General features: G+C 67.8%; 14 protein-coding genes and 2 pseudogenes. 10 read left to right on the top strand and 6 right to left on the bottom strand.

The genetic code is table 11. From position 1 onward, the window contains the following. Positions 1–4 precede the first annotated feature (4 nt). Together LZ199_RS44790 and LZ199_RS44785 are read right to left on the bottom strand one after the other, a co-directional pair. On the bottom strand, positions 5–565 hold the full coding sequence (locus tag LZ199_RS44790) for an RNA polymerase sigma factor (RefSeq protein ID WP_253999976.1): 561 nt from the start codon (positions 563–565) through the stop codon (positions 5–7). Positions 566–614: 49 nt separating this feature from the next. After that, the gene (locus LZ199_RS44785) at positions 615–1,538 is read right to left on the bottom strand and encodes a hypothetical protein (protein WP_253999975.1); all 924 of its coding nucleotides are present in this window, start codon (positions 1,536–1,538) and stop codon (positions 615–617) included. Between the two features lie 296 nt (positions 1,539–1,834). On the opposite strand from LZ199_RS44785, the gene LZ199_RS44780 reads away from it, so the two are divergent. Further along, a complete protein-coding gene (locus LZ199_RS44780; RefSeq protein WP_253999974.1) occupies positions 1,835–3,400 on the top strand; it encodes a DUF1592 domain-containing protein in 1,566 nt (521 codons plus the stop codon). Beyond that, positions 3,397–4,998: a DUF1552 domain-containing protein gene (locus LZ199_RS44775; protein ID WP_253999973.1), complete on the top strand. Its 1,602-nt coding sequence runs from the start codon at positions 3,397–3,399 to the stop codon at positions 4,996–4,998. Before LZ199_RS44780 ends, LZ199_RS44775 begins: the two co-directional genes overlap by 4 nt. A gap of 28 nt (positions 4,999–5,026) precedes the next feature. Here LZ199_RS44775 and LZ199_RS44770 read toward each other — a convergent pair whose 3' ends face one another. Further along, the gene (locus tag LZ199_RS44770) at positions 5,027–5,476 is read right to left on the bottom strand and encodes a hypothetical protein (RefSeq protein ID WP_253999972.1); all 450 of its coding nucleotides are present in this window, start codon (positions 5,474–5,476) and stop codon (positions 5,027–5,029) included. A 140-nt stretch (positions 5,477–5,616) separates the two neighbouring features. Here LZ199_RS44770 and LZ199_RS44765 point away from each other — a divergent pair. From LZ199_RS44765 to LZ199_RS44750, 4 genes and pseudogenes are all read left to right on the top strand, one after another. Next, a pseudogene (locus LZ199_RS44765) lies at positions 5,617–5,751 on the top strand (IS5/IS1182 family transposase); the annotation flags it as partial. Between the two features lie 148 nt (positions 5,752–5,899). After that, entirely contained in the window at positions 5,900–7,252 is a 1,353-nt protein-coding gene (locus LZ199_RS44760) for a hypothetical protein (RefSeq protein WP_253999971.1), read from the top strand. A 238-nt stretch (positions 7,253–7,490) separates the two neighbouring features. Then, positions 7,491–9,200 carry a DUF1592 domain-containing protein gene (locus LZ199_RS44755; protein ID WP_253999970.1) on the top strand — a complete coding sequence of 570 codons (1,710 nt, stop codon included), beginning with the start codon at positions 7,491–7,493 and terminating at the stop codon, positions 9,198–9,200. Continuing rightward, positions 9,197–10,621: a DUF1552 domain-containing protein gene (locus tag LZ199_RS44750; protein WP_253999969.1), complete on the top strand. Its 1,425-nt coding sequence runs from the start codon at positions 9,197–9,199 to the stop codon at positions 10,619–10,621. The genes LZ199_RS44755 and LZ199_RS44750 overlap by 4 nt, the downstream gene beginning before the upstream one ends. 58 nt (positions 10,622–10,679) lie before the next feature. Here LZ199_RS44750 and LZ199_RS44745 read toward each other — a convergent pair whose 3' ends face one another. Next, the gene (locus LZ199_RS44745) at positions 10,680–12,008 is read right to left on the bottom strand and encodes a M12 family metallopeptidase (protein WP_253999968.1); all 1,329 of its coding nucleotides are present in this window, start codon (positions 12,006–12,008) and stop codon (positions 10,680–10,682) included. Positions 12,009–12,487: 479 nt separating this feature from the next. On the opposite strand from LZ199_RS44745, the gene LZ199_RS44740 reads away from it, so the two are divergent. The 4 genes from LZ199_RS44740 to LZ199_RS44725 all read left to right on the top strand — a co-directional run bounded on the left by LZ199_RS44740 (position 12,488) and on the right by LZ199_RS44725 (position 17,618). Then, on the top strand, positions 12,488–14,926 hold the full coding sequence (locus LZ199_RS44740; RefSeq protein WP_253999967.1) for an FG-GAP-like repeat-containing protein: 2,439 nt from the start codon (positions 12,488–12,490) through the stop codon (positions 14,924–14,926). A 176-nt stretch (positions 14,927–15,102) separates the two neighbouring features. After that, entirely contained in the window at positions 15,103–15,657 is a 555-nt protein-coding gene (locus tag LZ199_RS44735; RefSeq protein WP_253999966.1) for a dihydrofolate reductase family protein, read from the top strand. Positions 15,658–15,790: 133 nt separating this feature from the next. Continuing rightward, positions 15,791–16,912, top strand: coding sequence for an epoxide hydrolase family protein (locus LZ199_RS44730; protein WP_253999965.1), 1,122 nt, complete (start codon positions 15,791–15,793; stop codon positions 16,910–16,912). Between the two features lie 13 nt (positions 16,913–16,925). Then, positions 16,926–17,618, top strand: a complete 693-nt coding sequence (locus LZ199_RS44725; RefSeq protein ID WP_253999964.1) for a helix-turn-helix transcriptional regulator — start codon at positions 16,926–16,928, stop codon at positions 17,616–17,618. Between the two features lie 18 nt (positions 17,619–17,636). On the opposite strand, the gene LZ199_RS44720 is transcribed toward LZ199_RS44725, so the two are convergent. Both LZ199_RS44720 and LZ199_RS44715 read right to left on the bottom strand, forming a co-directional pair. After that, positions 17,637–18,287 (bottom strand): TetR/AcrR family transcriptional regulator, encoded by a 651-nt coding sequence (locus LZ199_RS44720; RefSeq protein WP_253999963.1) that lies wholly within the window; start codon positions 18,285–18,287, stop codon positions 17,637–17,639. 16 nt (positions 18,288–18,303) lie between these two features. After that, a pseudogene (locus LZ199_RS44715) lies at positions 18,304–18,405 on the bottom strand (IS5/IS1182 family transposase); the annotation flags it as partial. Between the last annotated feature and the right edge of the window lie 169 nt (positions 18,406–18,574).

The raw sequence follows: 18,574 nt of genomic DNA, 5'->3' as shown, positions 1-18,574 counted from the left end.
GAGGTCACGGGGAGCCATCATCCACCTTCCATCCCCACGCCCTCAGACGGCCCTGGGCGCGGCTGATCAACTTCGACACATAGCCCTCTGACAGGGAGAGGAGCTGGGCAATCTCGCGCTGGCTCAGGTCGTCCAGGAGCTTCAATGTCATCACCACCCGCTCCTGCCCCGGCAAGCGGTCCAACGTCGCCGTGGCGCTGCGCACCGCCTCTCGTCGAGAGAGGGCCGCCTCCGGAGTGGCCTCCGTCTCCGAGGAGTGCACCGGAAACAAGAGGTCGGCGATGCGCTGTCGGAACGTCTTCTCGCGCCGCAGGGCGGAGAACGCCACGTTCTGCGTGACTCGAAAAAGCCAGCCCCTCACATCCTCCTCGCGCAGCCAGGCCTGGTGCTCCCACGCCTTGAGGAAGACGTCATGTGCGACGTCTTCGGCCCAGCCTGAACGACCGGCCGCATACCGCATGGCCCAGACGTAGACGTCCTCGGCGTGCTCCTCGTAGAGCGTGTCGAATGACACAGGCCGGGCAGGCAGGGCGAGCGGGGCCTTTGAGTTCGGAGCACGCGACATCCATCACCTGCGGTCCTACGATTGAAGCGGGAGAAACTTTCCTCGGAGGCTACTGCCCCCAGGAAAGCTGGGCGCCGGTTTCGAGTCTCGCGCCTCCCCGCGACCACAGGGTCTCGCCCTCGCGCACATGCGTCACGGGCCGCAGCAGCCCCAGGGCCACGCGCAACTCCGCCGCGAGACGCTCGGTGAACCGCCACCGGAGCTTCATCCGGGCCCAACCCGCGGGAGAGACCTGAGTACCAGTCCGTCCCGACGCCCAGTCGTCCTCGAGCCGGAAGGCGTGGAGGACGGCGCCCGCGCCCACACCCGGTTCGAGTTGCAGGCGCTCCGCCATGGGGAGCCGATAACTGAAGAAGGCGCCACCTTGCGCCTCGAACACGGTCAGCGCCGCATCGCGGGACACCCCGAGCCCCGCCTCCGCCTCCAGGCCGAATGCCCCCAGGCCGCGCCTGACGGAGAGGAGGAGCTGTGGATCGACTCCAGGCCCGTGCCAGAGCGTCCCCAGCCCCAGGCCCAGGTCCAGCTCGGGGCCCTCTGGGGCGGCAGCCACCTCCACGGGAGGCTGGAGCACGAACTCGGGCGGAGGCGACTCCGGCTCGGGCAGAGGCGGCTCCGGCTCGGGTTGCACCGCCCGCGTCATCTCGGAGAGCTTCTGTGCGATTTCCAGATGGAGCTCCGCGATGGAACCCCGTCCCACTCGGACGCCCTGTTCCACCCGTTGTCGCGGCCCGGCGGCCTCGAGCAACAGCCCTTCAGGAGTGCGGCTCGCGCGCAGTCGAAGCTGGGCCGGACTCTGTGGAGAGACGACCGCGAAGCCCTCCTGAATCAGCCGCAGGGCCACCTTTCGCTCCAGCTCCACCGCGTCCCACCGCCGATAGTCCTGCTCGGGAAGCGCGCGCAGGTCGAACGACACCGACACCACCGGAGACTGGGTCAGGGCGACGAGGGAGAACGCGCAGAGCAGAGCAAGCATGCGGTGATGGCGAGAGTACCGTCGCCCGTGGCCCACCGGGCAGGAAAGTATTTTCGGCCCCGCGCGTAGCCAGGGACATGACGCTTCCTCGCTCCGTGGGCATCCTGCTTCTTTGCGCTGGCGTGGTCGCCTGTGAAGGCTCCGCCGAGCACACCCATCACCCCGGCGGAAACGAACCCGATCCGCCTCCGCCGGCCACGTCCGATTCCGTCCGTCCGGCGCCAGCGAAGTTCTCCTGCGACGCGAGCGCCGTCCCCTCGGACCTTCCGTTTCCCCGGCTGTCCCGGACACAGCTGATGAACTCGCTTCGCTTCACCATTGCCCGTGCGCTGACGAACGAGGCCGACGCCGTCTGGGCGAACCTCACACCCCTCCTTGCCCGCTACCCCACGGACCAGCGCACTCCCGCGCCCGGTGACTTGAAGGGTGGCTTCAGCCGGCTGGACCAATCCATCCAGCAGACCCAGATAGACGTCATGTATGACCTGGGCAAGGCCGTGGCCCAGGAGCTCACCAGCACCGACGCGCGCCGCAACGCGCTCCTGGGAAGCTGCGCGAGCGACAGCCAGACCGCCAACGACCGCGCCTGCCTGGAGACCTTCATCCGTGAATGGGGCTCTCGCGTCCTGCGCTATCCGCTGCCGACGGCGGAGGTCACCGCCTTCGCCGACATCGCCGGGGCCACTCCCGTGAACAGGGCGGCGGTGGCGGACGTCATCACCACCGTCCTGAACTCGCCCTGGTTCCTCTACCGCGTCGAACATGGCACCGCCGCCGGCCAGCCGGTGAGCCCCCTCTCCGCGTTCGAGCTGGCCGCGAAGCTGTCCTACCAGCTCTGGCAGGCGCCTCCGGACGACTTGCTCTGGGCCGCCGCGGCAGATGGCTCGCTCCTGACCGAGAGCGGCTTCAGCGTCCAGCTTGAGCGGATGATGAAGAACCCCCAGCTGCGAGGCTCGCTGGACGAGTTCGTCAGCGAGTGGCTGCGGCTCGAGGAGCTGCCGTCGCTGGAGGCGCTCCGCAACGACCCGGTCTACCAGGCCTTCGTCGGAGCGCGGATGCCCATGGACACCACGCGCACCGCGATGTTCGAGGACGTCCAACTCTCCGCCTGGAACACCCTCGTGTCCGGTGGCTCGGTGAGCGATTTCCTTCATGACCGGAGGTCCTACACGGCGGACCCCTTCCTGGCCGCCATCTACGGTGTCCCCGTCTGGAATGGCTCCGGTCCGGCGCCGGTCATCCCGTCCCAGAACCGCGGCGGCCTGCTGACCCGCGCGGCGTTGCTGGCCACGGGAACCGCGTCGACGCGTCCCATCCACAGGGGTTACCTGGTGCGAAACGCACTGCTCTGCCAGCAAGTCGGGGCCCCTCCGCCCAATGCCAGCGACAGGCCTCCCGCGCCGACGGAGCGCATGACGACACGACAGGTGGTGACCCAGCTCACCTCCGGAGGCAGCTGCGGGGGATGTCATAACAACACCATCAATCCGCCGGGCTTCGTGCTGGAAGGATTCGACGCGCTCGGACGGGAGCGCGGCGTGGAGCGGCTGTTCAACCCGCAGGGCCACGAGACGGCCACGCCCCCCGTGGACACCTCGGCGGACGTGTGGCTCTACGACTCCGAGCAACGCGTCATCTCCAGCGCCGCGGAGCTGTCGCGGATGCTCGATGACAGCCAGCTCTTCGAGTCCTGCGTCGCGCAACACTACTTCCGCTTCGCGCACGCTCGCGTGGAGTCCACTTCCCGCGATGGGTGCCTTCTTTCAGAGATGGAGTCGGTCGCGCGCAGCGGCGCACCGATGGCCGACCTGCTGAAGACCGTCGCCCAGCATCCCACGTTCAAGCAGAGGAGCTTCCAATGAGCAACACACCTGTCTTCCAATGGGACCGCCGCATGTTCCTGCGCGGCGCGGGCGGAGCCGTGCTGGCGTTGCCGCTGCTCCCATCGCTCTTGAGCCCCCGCGAAGCGAAGGCCCAGGCCGCCCAGCGCCCGAAGTCCTTCGTGCATTTCCGCACCCCCCACGGTGCCATCTTTGGCGCGAGCATGTGGCCGGGGGACCCGGCGCTGACACAGTCCCTGTTCTACGCGGACCACGACGTGCGGCGGGGAGACCTGGCCGCGACGGCCCAAGCGAACGGTGATGCGGTCATCAGCCGGGTGCTGACGGCGAAGTCGTCCGTGCTCACGCCCACGCTCGTCTCGAAGATGAACATCCTGCGGGGACTCGATTTCCCCCTGTACATGGGTCACAACTTCGGCGCCCCGCTGGGCTACTACGACTTCGACAAGCAGAGGCCCGGCTCACCCCGAGCGACCATCGACCAGGTGATGGCCTACTCGCCGGCCTTCTACCCGAGCGTCGCCTCTGTCCGGAAGCGAAGCGTCGCCATCGCCGGCTCGGGCACCTCGACGGGCAGCTGGGGATACAACACCCCCGGGGTTCGCTCCTCTGGAGTCGCCTCGAGCTCCATCAGCGGCACCGAGAGTTCGCTCGCCCTCTTCGACACCTTGCTGGCCGGCAGCGTCAGCCCTGGCACCACCCGGGCTCCCGTGGTGGACAAGGTCCTCGAAAGCTACCGGCGGCTGCGCAACGGCAACGGTCGGCTCTCGGCCGAGGACAGGGGGAGGCTGAACCAGCACATCGACGCGGTCGCGGAGCTGCAGCGCCGGCTGGAGACCACCAGCACCGGCTGCCAGGTGCCGCCTCGGCCCACCACCGACAACCTGTCGCTGCGAAACTCCGGTTCCTTCGCGGGAGACCCCGTGAAGAATGTCGAGTACTTCCGACTCATCAACGAGGTGCTCGCCGTGGCAATGAATTGCGGCGTCTGTCGCATCGCCACCCTCAGCATCGACGAGAACAACCAGAACTTGACGTTCACCCCCCGCGCGCCCCAGGGGGAAGACTGGCACAACAACGTTGTTCATCCATCGACCGTGGCCGGGGCGAACCAGGACCTGGTGGTCCAGTTCAACCAGGTCTTCTTCTCGCAAGTGTTCCTCGACCTCGTCTCTCGCTTCGAGCGGTTCTCGAACGGCGCGGGGGGAACCCTGCTGGATGATTCGCTGCTCGCGTGGGGGCAGGAGAACGGCAACACGCCCCACTTCTCATTCTCCGTCCCGGTGGTGACGGCCGGGAGCGCGGGCGGCGCCCTCAAGACGGGCAACTACTGCGACTACCGGAACATCACGCGCAAGGTGAGCGGCGACTCAAGCACGGGCAGCGAGGGCAACTTCTTGTGGGCGGGGCTCGTCTACAACCAGTGGCTCGGCACGGCGCTCCAGGCGATGGGCATTCCGCAGGCCGAATGGAGCGAACCCGACCACCCCGGCTACGGCTGGAAGGCGTCGTACCAGTCGACCTACGAGTATTTCTTCACGAACAAGGGCTTCACCTCGGCGCAGGCCTATCCGGCGTCGATGTGGCAGAAGGCCGGAGAGAAGCTGCCATTCCTCTGATGGTCTCACTCACCTTGGCGGAGAGGGTTCAGCCATCCTGGTAGGCATAGGACACACGAGGGTCGTGCGGTCGTGCATGGCCCGCGAGGTACACGTCTGTGCCGGCCATGCGTGTCTCTTCAACGGAGTTGAGCACGAAGCCGGGACCTGCTGGGAGGCCATCGTCGAACCAGCGGAGCAGCAACTCGTGGGCGAAGAAGGCAAGCACCCGCGGAGCCGCGACCGCGTCAGCGAGTGCCCGAGCTGGCTCGGGCCATTCGAGGGCACGCAGCGACTGGTCCAGCGGGTCATCCGGCGCGGGAAACCGCTGGTAGTCGCTCACCCACTCGGACCAATCGCGTTCGAGCAGCGCCACTGCATATTTCCCAGGCAAGATGACTTCGTAGCGCACCTCGGTGATTCCTGGAGTGCGCCAGGGTTGGTTGAAGTTCATGGTGCGCACTCGCAAGGCATCCACCGACACGGGGAGGCCACCCACGAGGCAACTGGCTCCATGGGGCGGTATCGGAAAGCGGTGACGCCACTCGTTTTGATGAACCATGTCTCCCGCCTTTCGTGTGGTTCCCCTTGAGAGAATAGGCAGACTCGGCAGGTCGTCACCGGAGCTTATCTCGGTAGGAGCGCGGGCACTCCTGGCTGAACCGCTTCCGTCGTCTGCTGGTGGGATGGGAGAAGCGCGAGGACACCTCTCTGGGAATGCCGCGCCTCGCGGTGGGCATCATCTCCTGGTTCCACGCGCTCCTGCCGAGATAAGCTCCGGGATGTTGGCCCCGCGATTGCTTTGGGCTGAGGCAGCCCCCCGTCTCGTCACTGGAAGCCGAGCACCCATGCGTTCCCGCCCCTTCGTCTCTGTCCTCCCCGCCGCGTCCACCTCGTCTATCCGCTCCAAGGAGGTGGCCCTGTGAGCCGCATCGCGGGATGGACGGTGCTGGTGCTGGCGCTGGTCGTGTCGTACCGCCCGGCCGAAGCGGCGCAGGCGAAGAAGACCCAGGTGGCGGTGCTGCGCCCGGCGGGCCCCCAGGCGGACGCGCTGCGCAGGGTGCTGACGCAGGAGCTGGGCAAGAAGGGACGCGGGCGAGAGGTGCTGCCCGCGAAGAAGGTGGATGCCCAGGTGAAGCTCATCCGCGGCGGTCCGAAGACGGATGAGCAGCGGCAGGCGCTGGCGAAGAAGCTCGGCGCGGACGTGCTGATTTTCGCCTCGGTGAAGGGGACGAAGCGCTGGGACGTGGAGGTCCGCGCCTACTCCGGCAAGGACGGCACCCTCCTCGCGGAGGAGCGCTGGGACGTCCGCACCAACCGCGCCTTCCCCGACGTGCGGCGCGAGCTCGAGCCCAAGCTGGGCGCGGCCCTGAAGGCGGGCCCGGAGCAGCGCCTCCCGCCCGCCGTCACGCCCCCGACGCCTGTCTCCGAGCCGGAGGTCGCGCCCCCGGCCCCCATCGCGGAGGCACCGCGCCCGGCGGTGGTGAAGCCTCCCCCGCCCACCGTGAAGAAGGAGGAGCCGGCGGTGAAGCCCGAGCCGAAGGCCGACGGCCCTCGCGACCTGGACGGCCCCATCCTGGAGGCGCTGCTGTCCGGACAGGGGCTGTTCCGCCGCTTCAACTTCTCGGGCAACAACGCCAGCGAGCTGCCCGACTACAGCCTCAACAGCGCCGCGGCGGCGAGCCTCGCGGTGAGCTACTTCCCGCTCTCCCACTTCACGGATGGGATGGTGCACAACCTGGGCATCGTGGCGCGGGGCTCACGCGCCTTCGGGCTGTCCACGCGGCTCCCGGATGGCTCCAGCTACGGCACCACCGCGCAGCTCCTGGAGGGCGGCCTGCGCTTCCGCCTGCCGCTGCGGTGGCTGGAGGTCTCCGTGGGCGCGCTGTACGGCACCCACTCCTTCGCGGTGGAACTCCCGCCGGAGAGCACCTTCTCCCTGCCCGACGTGGACTACCGCTTCGCGCACGTGGAGCTGGGCCTGCGCAAGGCGCTCACCGAGCGATGGGCCATCGCCGCGCGCGTGGGCTACCAGCACGTGCTGAGCAGCGGCGAGCTGTCCTCGGACGACTACCTCCCGGAGCTGAGCGGCTCCGGACTCGATGGCGAGCTCGCCGTGGAGTTCGCCCTGACGCGCATGCTGGGTCTGCGGGTGGGCGGAGAAATGAGGAGCTACTCCTTCACCGCCGACGCCGCGGAGGGAGCCCCGGTCTTCGCCGGCGGCGCCAAGGACCTGTACTTCAGCGGTCAGCTCGGCGTGTATCTGCGGCTGTAGCACCGGCGCATTGAGGGGGTCTGTCCCCCACGCCTGTGGCGCCTCCTCCACACTTTTGCGCGAGGCCCGCACCAAAAGTCGGGGCTGATGCAACGCGGATGCACGCGTGACACGAGTTTTTCAGTATCCGTGTCATCGGCCATTGAGCGATGCGCGTGCGAGTCGCGGCTACATTGACAGGAACGCGTATTCCATCCGATTGGTATGTCTCCCAATGATGGAGGCGCTCGTGCCGAGGATGCGTTCACAACGGTTGTCACGAGTGCCAGCGGAGCGGGCCCGGTGGTGGCGCCCGGTGGTGCTCGGGCTGGTCTTGAGCGGGGCTGCTGGCTGCGAAGGAACCCTCTCCAATCCGGAGGGCCCCGGTGGAGGGCCCGGCCCCGGCACGCCCACCGTCATCGAGAAGCCAGCCCCGTCCGTGCGGATGGCGCGCCTGACGCACGTGCAGTGGACGAACAGCGTGCAGGAGCTGCTCAGGCTGGACGCACCGCCCACCCCGCTGGCGGGCACCTTCCGCGCGGACCCCGCCCAGAGCGGCTTTCTCTTCGACAACGACGCGCGCGCCCTCTCCGTCGACGAGGCCCTCTGGGGCGCCTACCAGCGCGCCGCCGCGGAGCTCGCCACCCAGGTGACGACGGACGCGACGAAGCTCGCGCGCCTGCTGCCTCCGTCGTCCGCCACCGGCGAAGCGCGCGCCCGCGCCTTCGTGGAGTCCTTCGGCCTGCGCGCGCACCGGCGCCCGCTGACGTCCGAAGAGGTGGAGAGCTACCTCGCGCTGTACCGCAAGGGGCCCCAGGCCTACGCGGACATGGCGGCCTTCGAGGGGGGCATCCGGCTGGTGATTGAAGCCTTCCTCCAGTCGCCCCACTTCCTCTACCGCGTGGAGCAGAGCACCCAGGCCGTGCAGGACCGGGTGCCGCTCGACGACTACGAAGTGGCTTCGCGGCTGAGCTACGGCCTCTGGAGCGCCATGCCGGACGACGCCCTGTTCGCCGCCGCGAGCGAGGGCACCCTGCACTCCCGCGAGGGCGTCGCCACGCAGGCGCGGCGCATGCTCCAGGACGCGCGCTCGAACAAGGTGGTGGAGGCCTTCCACCGCACCCTCTTCGACGTGCCCCGCTATGCCGCCATCCGGCCCTCCCTCACGCGCTATCCACAGGTGACTGAGCGCCTCGGGGAGCACGCGGCCCGGGAGACGACCCTCTTCGTCCAGGACGTCGTCTTCTCCCGCAAGGGCGGCTACAGCGACCTGCTCACCTCGCCGGCCACCTTCGTCAACGACGAGCTGGCGCGCGTCTACGGGCTGAGTGGCGCGTTCACCGCCGACTTCGTCCCCGTGACGCTGGACTCGCGCGAGCGCAAGGGCGTGCTCACCCAGGTGGGCTTCCTGGCCGCGCACGCGACGTCGGTGGACCCGGACCCCATCCACCGCGGCGTCTTCGTGTCCGAGCGCATCATCTGCCGGAAGATTGGCGCGCCGCCGGCCAACATCCCACCGCTCCCCGCCCCCCAGGGCCGCACCAATCGCGAGGTCGTCGCCTCGCACACCGAAGCGCCCGGGTCTGCGTGCGCCAGCTGCCACTCGCACCTCATCAACCCGCTCGGCTTCCCCTTCGAGAACTTCGACGCCATCGGCGGCTACCGCACCACGGACAACGGACACCCGGTGGACGCCAGCTCGACTCCCAACATCAACGGAGAGAAGGTGCCGGTGCGCGACGCGCTCGACCTGGCGGACGCGCTCGCGGCCAATGAGTCGGTGCATGCGTGCTACGCGCAGCACTGGGTGGAGTACCTCCACGGGCGCCCGTTCTCCCACGAGGATGGGCCGCTGGTGGAGCGGCTCGGAAAGCTGTCGAAGGCGCGCAGCCTGTCCATCGTCGACCTCGTGGTGGAGGTCGTCACCAGCGAGGGCTTCGTGAATCGCCACCCGGAGGAGCTGCCATGAAGCTGAGTCGCCGGTGGGTGTTGAAGGGCCTGGGCGGGACGATGCTGAGCCTGCCGTTTCTCGAAGGGCTTTTGCCGAGGACCGCCCGCGCGGCGGACTCGGGGGCGCGGCCGTACGCCATCTTCTTCCGGCAGGCCAACGGCGTCGCCTCGGCCCAGACGACGTCGGAGCTCGGCGCGGAGCCGGAGCGCTTCTGGCCGCGCACCCTGGGCGCGCTCACCGCGGAGAGCATCGCCGGGCGGGCCGTGGGCGTGCTCGATGCCCACCGCGCGCACCTGCTCCTGGTGCGCAACGTCAACATGAAGGACTACAACTACGGGGACGGCCACGCCCGCGGCGCCATGCAGGGGCTGACCGCGCGGGGCCCCGTGGTGGAGGGCGCGGGCGGCGGCTCCGAGTCCGGAGGCGAGTCCATCGACCACCGCATCGGCCGCGAGCTCAATCCGCAGCAGCGTGACTCGCTCGTCTTCTACGCGGGCCGGCGGGGCGGCTGGCTCGGGGGGCCCTGCCTCTCCTACCGGAGCAGCAACGTGCGCCGGGCCGCGCTGCATGACCCGTGGAATGCGTACCAGACGATGATTGGCGGCCCGGGGGGACTGACACCCGAGGCTCGCGAGCAGCTCCTCGTCCGGCAGCGCAGCGTGAATGATTTGGTGAAGGCCCAGCTCCAGGCGCTCCAGCAGCGTCCCGAGCTGAGCGCGTCAGACCATGAGCGCCTGGACCTGCACCTGTCCAACGTCCGGGACCTGGAGGTCGCCCTGAGCTGCCGCATGCGCGCGGACCAGGAGCTCCTCCTCCAGCAGCAGTCGCCCGGCTACGACAGCACGGACGGCACCGAGGTGCTCGCCACCGCCAGGCTGCACATGGACATCGCGGTCATGGCGATGGCGTGCGGCACCAACCGCGCGGCCGTCATCCAGGTGGGCAACGGCAACGACGGCGACACGCGCTACCGCAACCCGGAAACGGGGCAGTTGATGGAGAACTTCCATTACGTGTCCCACCGTCGCACGTCGCACGACGCCAGCGGCGGCATCATCACCGGCTCGGACCTGCTGCACCACCACGTGGACGTGCAGTTCGCGAGCGCGTTCAAGCACCTCTTGGACCGGCTGGCGGCCTACCAGATGCCGGACGGCAAGCGCCTCCTCGAGCACGGCGTGGCGGTCTGGTACAACGATTTGGGCAACGGGCCGGCTCACTCGGCTCGCGATGTGCCCTTCGTCCTGGCGGGGAGCTGCAATGGCTTCCTCAAGCAGGGCGTCTACGTCGCGGCGTCGGGCGGCGGCAATCCCAACCACAACCGGATGCTGAACACGATTGGCACCGCCGTGGGGCTGAGGAACGCGGCCGGAGGGAACCTGGACGACTTCGGCGACCCGGCCCTGACCAAGGGCGTGCTCTCCGAGCTCATCGCCTGAGTGGACGACTGCGACCTGCTCCAGCGTCCGGCGCTGGAGCAGGCCCTCCCCCGGTCCCTCAGTAGAAGGTGATGGTGAACTGCTCCCATTGCCCCACGGCGGCGCCGTTGGCATACACCGCGCCGTCGCCACCGTTATCGGCATACAGGAAGCGGGGGTTGAGGAGAGCGGTCGTCGACAGGGCCACGGTGTCTCCGGTGCCGATGGTGAGCAGGCCCGAGCCGGATATCTTCGTGATGCGGAAGGTTTCATAGCTGCCAGGCGCCGTGGGAGTGGCTGTCACATCCGAGCCGCCACCGTTCACGGCCATGACATAGTTGCCGTTGACCGTCTGCAGGTGGATGAGGTCGCCGGTCTGCAGCTCGAAGCCGTTGCGGTCCACCAGTTGGAACTTCTCCCAGGGACCCACGGCGCCACGATTGGCGTTCACCGCGCCGCCGCCGCCGCCCTCAGCCACCACGTAGTGGCCGCGCAAGGCGCGCAGGGAGACGGTTCTCGAGTAGAGACGCGCCACGGTGGCCGCGTCCGTGATGCTCAGCGCATCGCGCTGCCCGATGGCCTGCCCCCCCAGTGGCTCGATGGTGGGCAGCCCATTCCTCGAGAACGCCGTCCTCGGGTAGTGCATGATGGAGCCGTAGTCATAGGCGAGGATGTCGTCGCCGTCGGCGATCTGCTGGTTGAAGTTCTGCTCATAGCCCGGGGTGATGTTCTCCGGCCGGACGAGCACGTAGTTGTTGCGGTCCTCGCGCGACTGCTCGTGCCAGAGGCCCAGGGCATGTCCGATTTCATGGATGGTGTTGCCGGTGCTGCACCCGGCCTCCAGCGTCACCAGCTGCCTGCCACCAATCCGCCCCACATGGGCACTGCACCCGGCGCCCGTCTGGAAGTTGATGTAGTTCGGGTACAGCGCCGCGTTGAGCACATTGCGTTGCACGAAGCGCAGGTGCGTACGCTGTTGCCAGTGGTTGATGGCGTCCGTGATTCGCGCCTGGTTTGGCACCGCCGCGTCGATGGTGTAGGGCACCTCGGAGTTGGTCCAGCGGAAGTTTGCTCCGGTGATGGCCACGCCCTGGGCGTGGACCCCCGGGGCGTCGAGACCTCCCCGGGCCTTCACCTCGCGCACGCGCGCCTCCATCTCCTCCACCGTGCCGAGAATCATGTCTCCATCGAGGATGGCCAGCCCATCCACCTCGGCGTACTTCACTGGCACCAGCTTCCCTCTCGCGGCGTTCCAGGCGTAGCCCTCGCGAACCGGGGCGCCAGCCGGCACCCGGGCCATCTCCGGGTCCAGGGCGGGACGCGACTCCAATTCCTCACCGCAGGCAGTGAGCAGCAGGCTGGGGATGAACAGTGCAACCAGCGCGGACTTCAATGTGCGTCGAAACATGGTGCCCCCTTTCCGGAATGCATTCCGGAACGCAGGAGACAACCACATCACCCTGACATTTGTCTTTTGAATTGAGGACCTTCATCAATTCGCCACATGCCCCAGAGCCTCCGCCAATCGGGTTCCAGGAGTAACCACACGAGCAGCCTCTTTTACTTCGCGGCCGTACAAAGCAGACGATGACTGGCACTTTACAGGTGTGCTGGCGTCACCTCCGCTCGAAGGTTTGACGCCTGGGACCTGCCGGCGCTGTCGGCGGTGCACGGCCATTTCCCCCGCATACCCTCCGATTCGCGGAGACATTCGAATGCATGCCATGGACTCTGCGTCCATGGTCCTCAAGTGCTTGCTTACGGGCTGGTCGCTAGAAGATTTTCAGTTTGCGCGCCAAAAAAGAGTGAGAAATGAATAGTGTCTTTCATTCCATGGGGGGGCTGGTCCATTCCGGGTTCCATTCTGCTCTTTGGGGGAGAAACAAGATGCGAAGCCGTCAAAGTGTGCTGTGGTCGTGGGGGCTGGGCCTGACACTGGCCTTGTCACTGGGGGCGTGTGGTGTGGACTCCCGTCCTGCCGCGGATGGGGTGTCGCAAGAAGACTCCGGGGCGTTGACGAGCGAGCCGCTGGAAGCCTCGTTGACGTGGGACCCGTATGCGGACGCGGTGGCGTCGGGCACCAATGCGGCGGTGCTCAACGCGAGCGCGGCGCTGGGCGCTCCGGATGGACAGGTGGCGACGCTGCTGGGCCTGCTCAACGCGGCGCTGGTGTTGGATTTGGGTGCGGGCGAGGAAGGCACCGGCGACCTGCGTGTCTATTACAAGGGCTTGTCCTTGGCGCTGGTGGCCCAGGTGGACTTCCTGAAGGCGGATGGGACGTTCATCGGCTCCAGCTCGTTGCACCTGGTGGAGCTGGGCCTGGGGACGCATATCGCCGTGGCGACGTACCCGGGGAACGTCCCCTATCGCTACGTGCGCCTGCGGGGCGCGCTCGCCATCTACCTCGTGGACGCGGTGGAGACGTCGCTGCGGGCCGTCTGTGGTGATGGGGTGCTGGGCGGATTCGAAGTCTGTGACGACGGCAATCAACTCTCGGGAGACGGCTGCAACAGCGTCTGCAAGTTGGAGCCGGGCTACACCTGCACGGGACAGCCGACAGTGTGTACCGACATCGACGAGTGCGCCGCCGGCACCGACAACTGCGACGAAAACGCCACCTGCACCAACATCGGGGGCTCCTTCACCTGCGCCTGCACTGCGGGGTACGAGGGCGACGGAGTGACCTGCACCGACATCGACGAGTGCGCCGCCGGTACCGACAACTGCAACGAAAACGCCACCTGCACCAACAGCGAGGGCTCCTTCACCTGCGCCTGCACCGCGGGGTACGAGGGCGACGGCGTGACCTGCACCGACATCGACGAGTGCGCCGCCGGTACCGACAACTGCAACGAAAACGCCACCTGCACCAACACCGGAGGCTCCTTCAGCTGCGCCTGCAATGCGGGGTATGAGGGCGACGGGGTGACTTGCACCAACATCGACGAGTGCGCCGCAAACCCCTGCCTGAACGGTGGCACCTGCATCGACGGCGTGGGTAGCTACACCTGCAAGTGCGCGCCCACCTACGAGGGGAACAACTGCCAGTCTTGCTCCGGAACCCTCGCGGACTGCAACGCGAACTCGTCCGACGGCTGCGAGGTGAACCTCCAGAGCGACGCCGAGAGTTGCGGCGCCTGCGGCATCGTGTGCTCGACGGGTCAGATCTGCTCGAACGCCACCTGCCAGGCGCCCCCTCCCGGCCAGGTCCCCGGCACGCCGGTCAGCTCCCCCGCGAACCACAGCCCGCTGGCCCCGGCGATCGCTGATGTGAATGGCGACGGCAAGCTCGACATCCTGGTGGCCAACGCCGAATCCGGGTCGACCCAGACGCCCTCTGGCTCGCTCTCCATCTTCCTGGGGAATGGCGACGCCAGCGTCCAGTCGGAGGTCAACTACGGGAGCGCCTCGCTCTCCAGCAACGCGGTCGTGGCCGTGGACGTGGACGGCGACGGGTGGCTCGACGCCGTCACCGTCAACGGACAGACGAACCTGCCCCTCATCAACGGAGACATCAGCGTCTACAAGAACCTGGGCCCGAGCGCGCCCGGGACCTTCGGCGCGCCGACGAGCTTCACCACGGGCAGCCCGGGCTCCGTCCACCTCTGCACCGGGGACTTCGATTCCAACGGGGTGGCTGACATCGCCACGACCAGCGTGACCCAGAGCCAGGTGAGCGTGCTCTTCGGCACCGGCGCGGGCAACTTCGGCGCGCCCACGTTCATCGGCATCCAGGGCACCGGCGGCGTGCAGTCGACCATCGCCTGCCGTGACCTGAACAGCGATGGCTTCTCCGATATCGTGGTGACGAGCCCCGCCAGCGCACGCCTGTCGGTCCTCATCAACCAGGGCAACGGCTCGTTCGCCGCCCCCGTCGCCTACAGCAATTCCGCCAACGGCCTGACGGCGGGCATCGCCTTCGGCGACGCCAACGGCGACGGCACGCTCGACATCCTCTCGAACGGCTCGGCCGGCCGGTTCCTCTTCTACTTCAGAGGGAACGGCAACGGCACCTTCGCGAGCGGCGTTCAGTCAACCGCCTCGGCCACTGCGACCGCCAACTCGGCGCTGGGCGTCGTGGCCGATGACTTCAACGGCGATGGCAGGCTCGACGCCTACATCCTCGTGACGGCGGCCTCGGGCGGCGTCCGCCCGATGACCGGCAACGGCAGCGGAGGCTTCACCGCGGGCACTGTCGTCGGGACCGGCGCCTCGCCTGGCCTCAACGCCATCGCCACCGCGGACATGGACGCGGATGGGTACGCCGATCTCATCCTGACCAACAGGGGCTCCGGCACCGTGACCGTGGTCCCCAACGGACTCTAGGTCGCTGTCCGCGATGGGGCGGTGTGCCCTGATTTCAGCGCGGTCTCTGTAGGAGAATCGGTGCGCCGCGTGCTTCGCCGCGCGGCGCACCGAAAGACGCGCAGGCGCCTGACGGGCATTGCGTCGCTGGCTCCGGATGCTGCGCGCCAGGCGCGCTTTTCGTAGAGTCCCACGCCATGAACCTCCTCACCTTCGGTCTCAACGTCACCTTGGACGGGTGCATCGACCACACCCAGGGCATCGCGGACGACGAACTGCACGACTATTGGACGCAGCTCATGGACCAGAGCGGGGCGATGCTCTTCGGGCGCACCACCTACGAGCTGATGGAGGACGCCTGGCCCGCGGTGGCACGCGACGAAAAGGCGCCGCGCGCGATGCGGGAGTGGGCACAGAAGCTCGAGGCGAAGGCAAAGTACGTCGTGTCGGGCTCGCGGAGCGACTTTCCGTGGCAGAACACCATCAAGGTGGAGGGTGACCTTCGCGAGGCCATCTCCGCGCTGAAAGCGAAGACCGAGCGCGGTGTCCTCGTCGGAGCGCCCAAGCTCGCGACCGCGCTCGAGGAGTGGGGGCTCATCGACGAGTACCGCATCGTCATTCATCCCGTCATCAGTGGCCACGGGCCGACGTTGTTTCATGGCCTGTCGAGTGCGCGGCAGCTCGAGCTCCTGTCGACGCAGCGGTTCAAGTCCGGCGTACAGGCGCTCCACTTCCGTCGCAAAGCGGGATGAGCGTGGAAGGACCCGGGCGCTTCACCGGCGGCTGCCTGTGCGGCAGCGTCGGCCGGGCGAGCGTGTGACCGAACACTGCTGACACGCCCTGTCAGCACACCTCGGGCACAACCTGGGGATGCACAAACGCACGATGAGCCCATTCACCCTCGCCATCTCCGATTCCGAGCTCGCCGACCTTCGGGCGCGGCTGAAGGCCACTCGCTTCCCCGCGGCGGTCGAAGGCGTCGGCTGGGACGATGGCACCGAGGCCGAGCTGCTCAGGCAGTTGGTCACCCACTGGGCGGAGCGGTTCGACTGGCGCGCCGCCGAGCAGCGCCTCAACGCGATTCCGCAGTTCATCGAGGAGATCGATGGCGAGCGGGTTCATTTCGTTCATGCGCCGGGTCAGGGCGAAACCCGCGTTCCCATCGTCCTCGCCAATGGCTGGCCATCGAACTTCGTCGAGTTCCTGCCGCTCATTCCGCTGCTCACCGCCGAGCGAAACGGGGTGTCGTTCGCCGTCATCATTCCCTCGCTGCAGGGCTTCGGCTTCTCGGGCCGGCCGACGAAGAAGGGCATGAACATGACTCGCATGGGTCATCTCTGGGCCGAGCTGATGACCCGGCTGGGCTACGAGAAGTTCCTCGTTTCGGGCTCGGACCTGGGCTCCGGGGTCTGCTTCAGCCTGGTCCACAACCATCCCGGCCGTCTCATGGGTGCGCACTACCTCAACGTCTTTTCGGGATACCCGCGGCCGGAGGCGCCGACGCCCGAAGAAGTGGACTACTTCCGGCGCGTCGACCTGTGGACCTTCACGCAGGGCGCCTACATCATGCTTCACGGAACCAAGCCGCAGACGCTCGCCGTCGGCCTCAACGACTCACCCGCGGGCCTGGCGTCGTGGATCCTCGAGAAGTTTCACAGCGTGAGCCAGCTGCGGGACGGCCGCCTCGAGTCGGTCTATTCGCTCGACGACCTCTGCACCCTGCTCTCGGTCTACTGGTTCACCCAGACGATTGGCTCATCGGTTCGGCTGTACAAAGAGGCCTTCGCCGATCAGGAGCTGCTGTCGCCGATGCCCCGCCACGACGTGAAGCATGGCGTGCTGGTGCCCGCCGACGTCGACAATCCCGCGCCGCGCGCCTGGGGCGAACGGCACTTGCAGAACCTTGTCCACTGGACCGAGGCGCGGCAGGCCGGGCACTTCCCAGCACTCGAGGCTCCGGCGCACTACGCGGCCGATATCCGGGCGTTCCATGGCACCCTGAGGTGAGCCGCGCGCACGCATGGACAAGACCGAACGCCTCTTCGCAGTCATGGACGCACTTCGCCGGCACCGCCGCCCCGTCACCGCGGCGGCGCTGGCCGAGGAGCAGGGGGTCTCCGTGCGCACGCTCTATCGCGACGTGCGGACGCTCATCGGTCTTGGCGCGCCCATCGTTGGCGAGGCGGGCGTGGGCTATATGCTGAAGCCGGGCTTCTTCCTGCCGCCGCTGATGTTCACCGCCGAGGAACTCGAGGCGCTGGTGCTCGGCTCCCGCTGGGTCGAGGCCCAGCCGGATGCCGGCCTTGCCGGGGCGGCGCGCAATGCGCTGGGAAAGATAGCCACCGCCTCGCCCGAAGATCTGCGCGACCGGATGAAGGACACCGGGCTCTGGCCCATCCTGATGCGCGGCGGGTCTGCGTCCGTCCCGGTGCTCGGCCTCGTGCGCCGGGCCATTCGCGAAGAGAAGGCGCTCCTCATCGTGTATGCCGACGAGAAGGGCCAGCCGAGCCAGCGCGACATCTGGCCGGTGCAGCTCGCGTTTCACGAGGGCAAACAGCTCGTTGCCGCCTGGTGCTGCTTGCGCCAGGCCTTCCGCCATTTCCGCGTCGACCGCATCACCGCGGCCTCGGCGACCGAGGCCCGCTACGGCCGCCAGCGGTCCGTGCTGGCGCGGGAATGGCGGGAGGAATGGGAGCGCCTGTATCCCGACTGAGTGCAACCAGGGTCTGAATCAGCGCAGTGGCAATCCCAGCCGCATGGCCAGGAATGAAATCATCACGTCGGCCGCGGCCTGGGTGTATTCGCTCGTCATGCGGCCATGAAGGTAGAAGGACATCCGCAGGCTGGCGGTGCCGAACTCCACCGCCAGCGCCGCGATGTCCGGCGCCCCCCGCGGGATGTCGATGCCGTGCGTCGCGAGCAGGTTGCGCGCGAGCGTGCCGAGGCGCGCGATGGTGGATTCGAGCGCGCGAAAGCTCACATCCGAGACCGGTCCGGTCAGCAGGACGACCTGCGCCGCCGGATGCGTGCGATAGAAATCCGCCGCCGCATGAACCATGCGCGTGAGCGGTCCCTGCCAGTCCTTGGCCCCCAGGAGGCTCTGGGCATAGTTCGTCAGGTGCGCTTCCAGCGCCGCCAGCTGGCGCTCCGCGAGCTCGTTGAGCAGGGCTTGGGGGGTCGGAAAGAACTTGTAGATCGTCGAGCGTGGGTACTCGAGACGCTCCGCCAGCGTCGGAATCGAGAAGGCCGAGAGCCCTGATTCGAGCAGCAGCTCCTCCGCCGCCTGGAGCACGGCATCGACCCGGACCTTCGCGCGCTGCTGCTGCGGCTTGCGCGCCACGAAATCTGGGTTGGGGGCGGATTGACGCGCACCGTCAGCCATAGCAATTGACTCCATTGCGGTCGCAGCGGACTCGCAGTCGGCCCAGCGGGTTCTTCCACGCCAGGGTTCGCCCGACAACCCGGCGGTGGCGGCCGAGTCGTTCCTTGGACTCGACGCCCGGAAAGGCACCTGCCCAGCCCTGACTTTCGCAAGAGGCCATTAGTACTACTTGATCAGATGCGGGACGGCCCGAGAGGAGGAGCGCGAGCTCCGAGTCTGCGGAGGCACAGCGGGCAATGGCCGATGCGGCGCAGCAGCAGGTGCTGAAGGCGACGTCGAACCTGGGG

This window comes from Myxococcus qinghaiensis (genome assembly GCF_024198215.1).
In the GTDB taxonomy this organism is placed as follows: domain Bacteria; phylum Myxococcota; class Myxococcia; order Myxococcales; family Myxococcaceae; genus Myxococcus; species Myxococcus qinghaiensis.
Note: the sequence above shows the minus strand (reverse complement) of the source record. Positions and strands in the feature narration are given on the sequence as shown.

What these genes read in the sequence shown, in the direction of transcription:
- LZ199_RS44790 (WP_253999976.1), bottom strand. Translation starts at nt 565, where the DNA reads ATGTCGCGTGCTCCGAACTCAAAGGCCCCGCTCGCCCTGCCTGCCCGG.
- LZ199_RS44785 (WP_253999975.1), bottom strand. Translation starts at nt 1,538, where the DNA reads ATGCTTGCTCTGCTCTGCGCGTTCTCCCTCGTCGCCCTGACCCAGTCT.
- LZ199_RS44780 (WP_253999974.1), top strand. Translation starts at nt 1,835, where the DNA reads ATGAACTCGCTTCGCTTCACCATTGCCCGTGCGCTGACGAACGAGGCC.
- LZ199_RS44775 (WP_253999973.1), top strand. Translation starts at nt 3,397, where the DNA reads ATGAGCAACACACCTGTCTTCCAATGGGACCGCCGCATGTTCCTGCGC.
- LZ199_RS44755 (WP_253999970.1), top strand. Translation starts at nt 7,491, where the DNA reads ATGCGTTCACAACGGTTGTCACGAGTGCCAGCGGAGCGGGCCCGGTGG.
- LZ199_RS44750 (WP_253999969.1), top strand. Translation starts at nt 9,197, where the DNA reads ATGAAGCTGAGTCGCCGGTGGGTGTTGAAGGGCCTGGGCGGGACGATG.
- LZ199_RS44745 (WP_253999968.1), bottom strand. Translation starts at nt 12,008, where the DNA reads ATGTTTCGACGCACATTGAAGTCCGCGCTGGTTGCACTGTTCATCCCC.
- LZ199_RS44740 (WP_253999967.1), top strand. Translation starts at nt 12,488, where the DNA reads ATGCGAAGCCGTCAAAGTGTGCTGTGGTCGTGGGGGCTGGGCCTGACA.
- LZ199_RS44735 (WP_253999966.1), top strand. Translation starts at nt 15,103, where the DNA reads ATGAACCTCCTCACCTTCGGTCTCAACGTCACCTTGGACGGGTGCATC.
- LZ199_RS44730 (WP_253999965.1), top strand. Translation starts at nt 15,791, where the DNA reads ATGAGCCCATTCACCCTCGCCATCTCCGATTCCGAGCTCGCCGACCTT.
- LZ199_RS44725 (WP_253999964.1), top strand. Translation starts at nt 16,926, where the DNA reads ATGGACAAGACCGAACGCCTCTTCGCAGTCATGGACGCACTTCGCCGG.
- LZ199_RS44720 (WP_253999963.1), bottom strand. Translation starts at nt 18,287, where the DNA reads ATGGCTGACGGTGCGCGTCAATCCGCCCCCAACCCAGATTTCGTGGCG.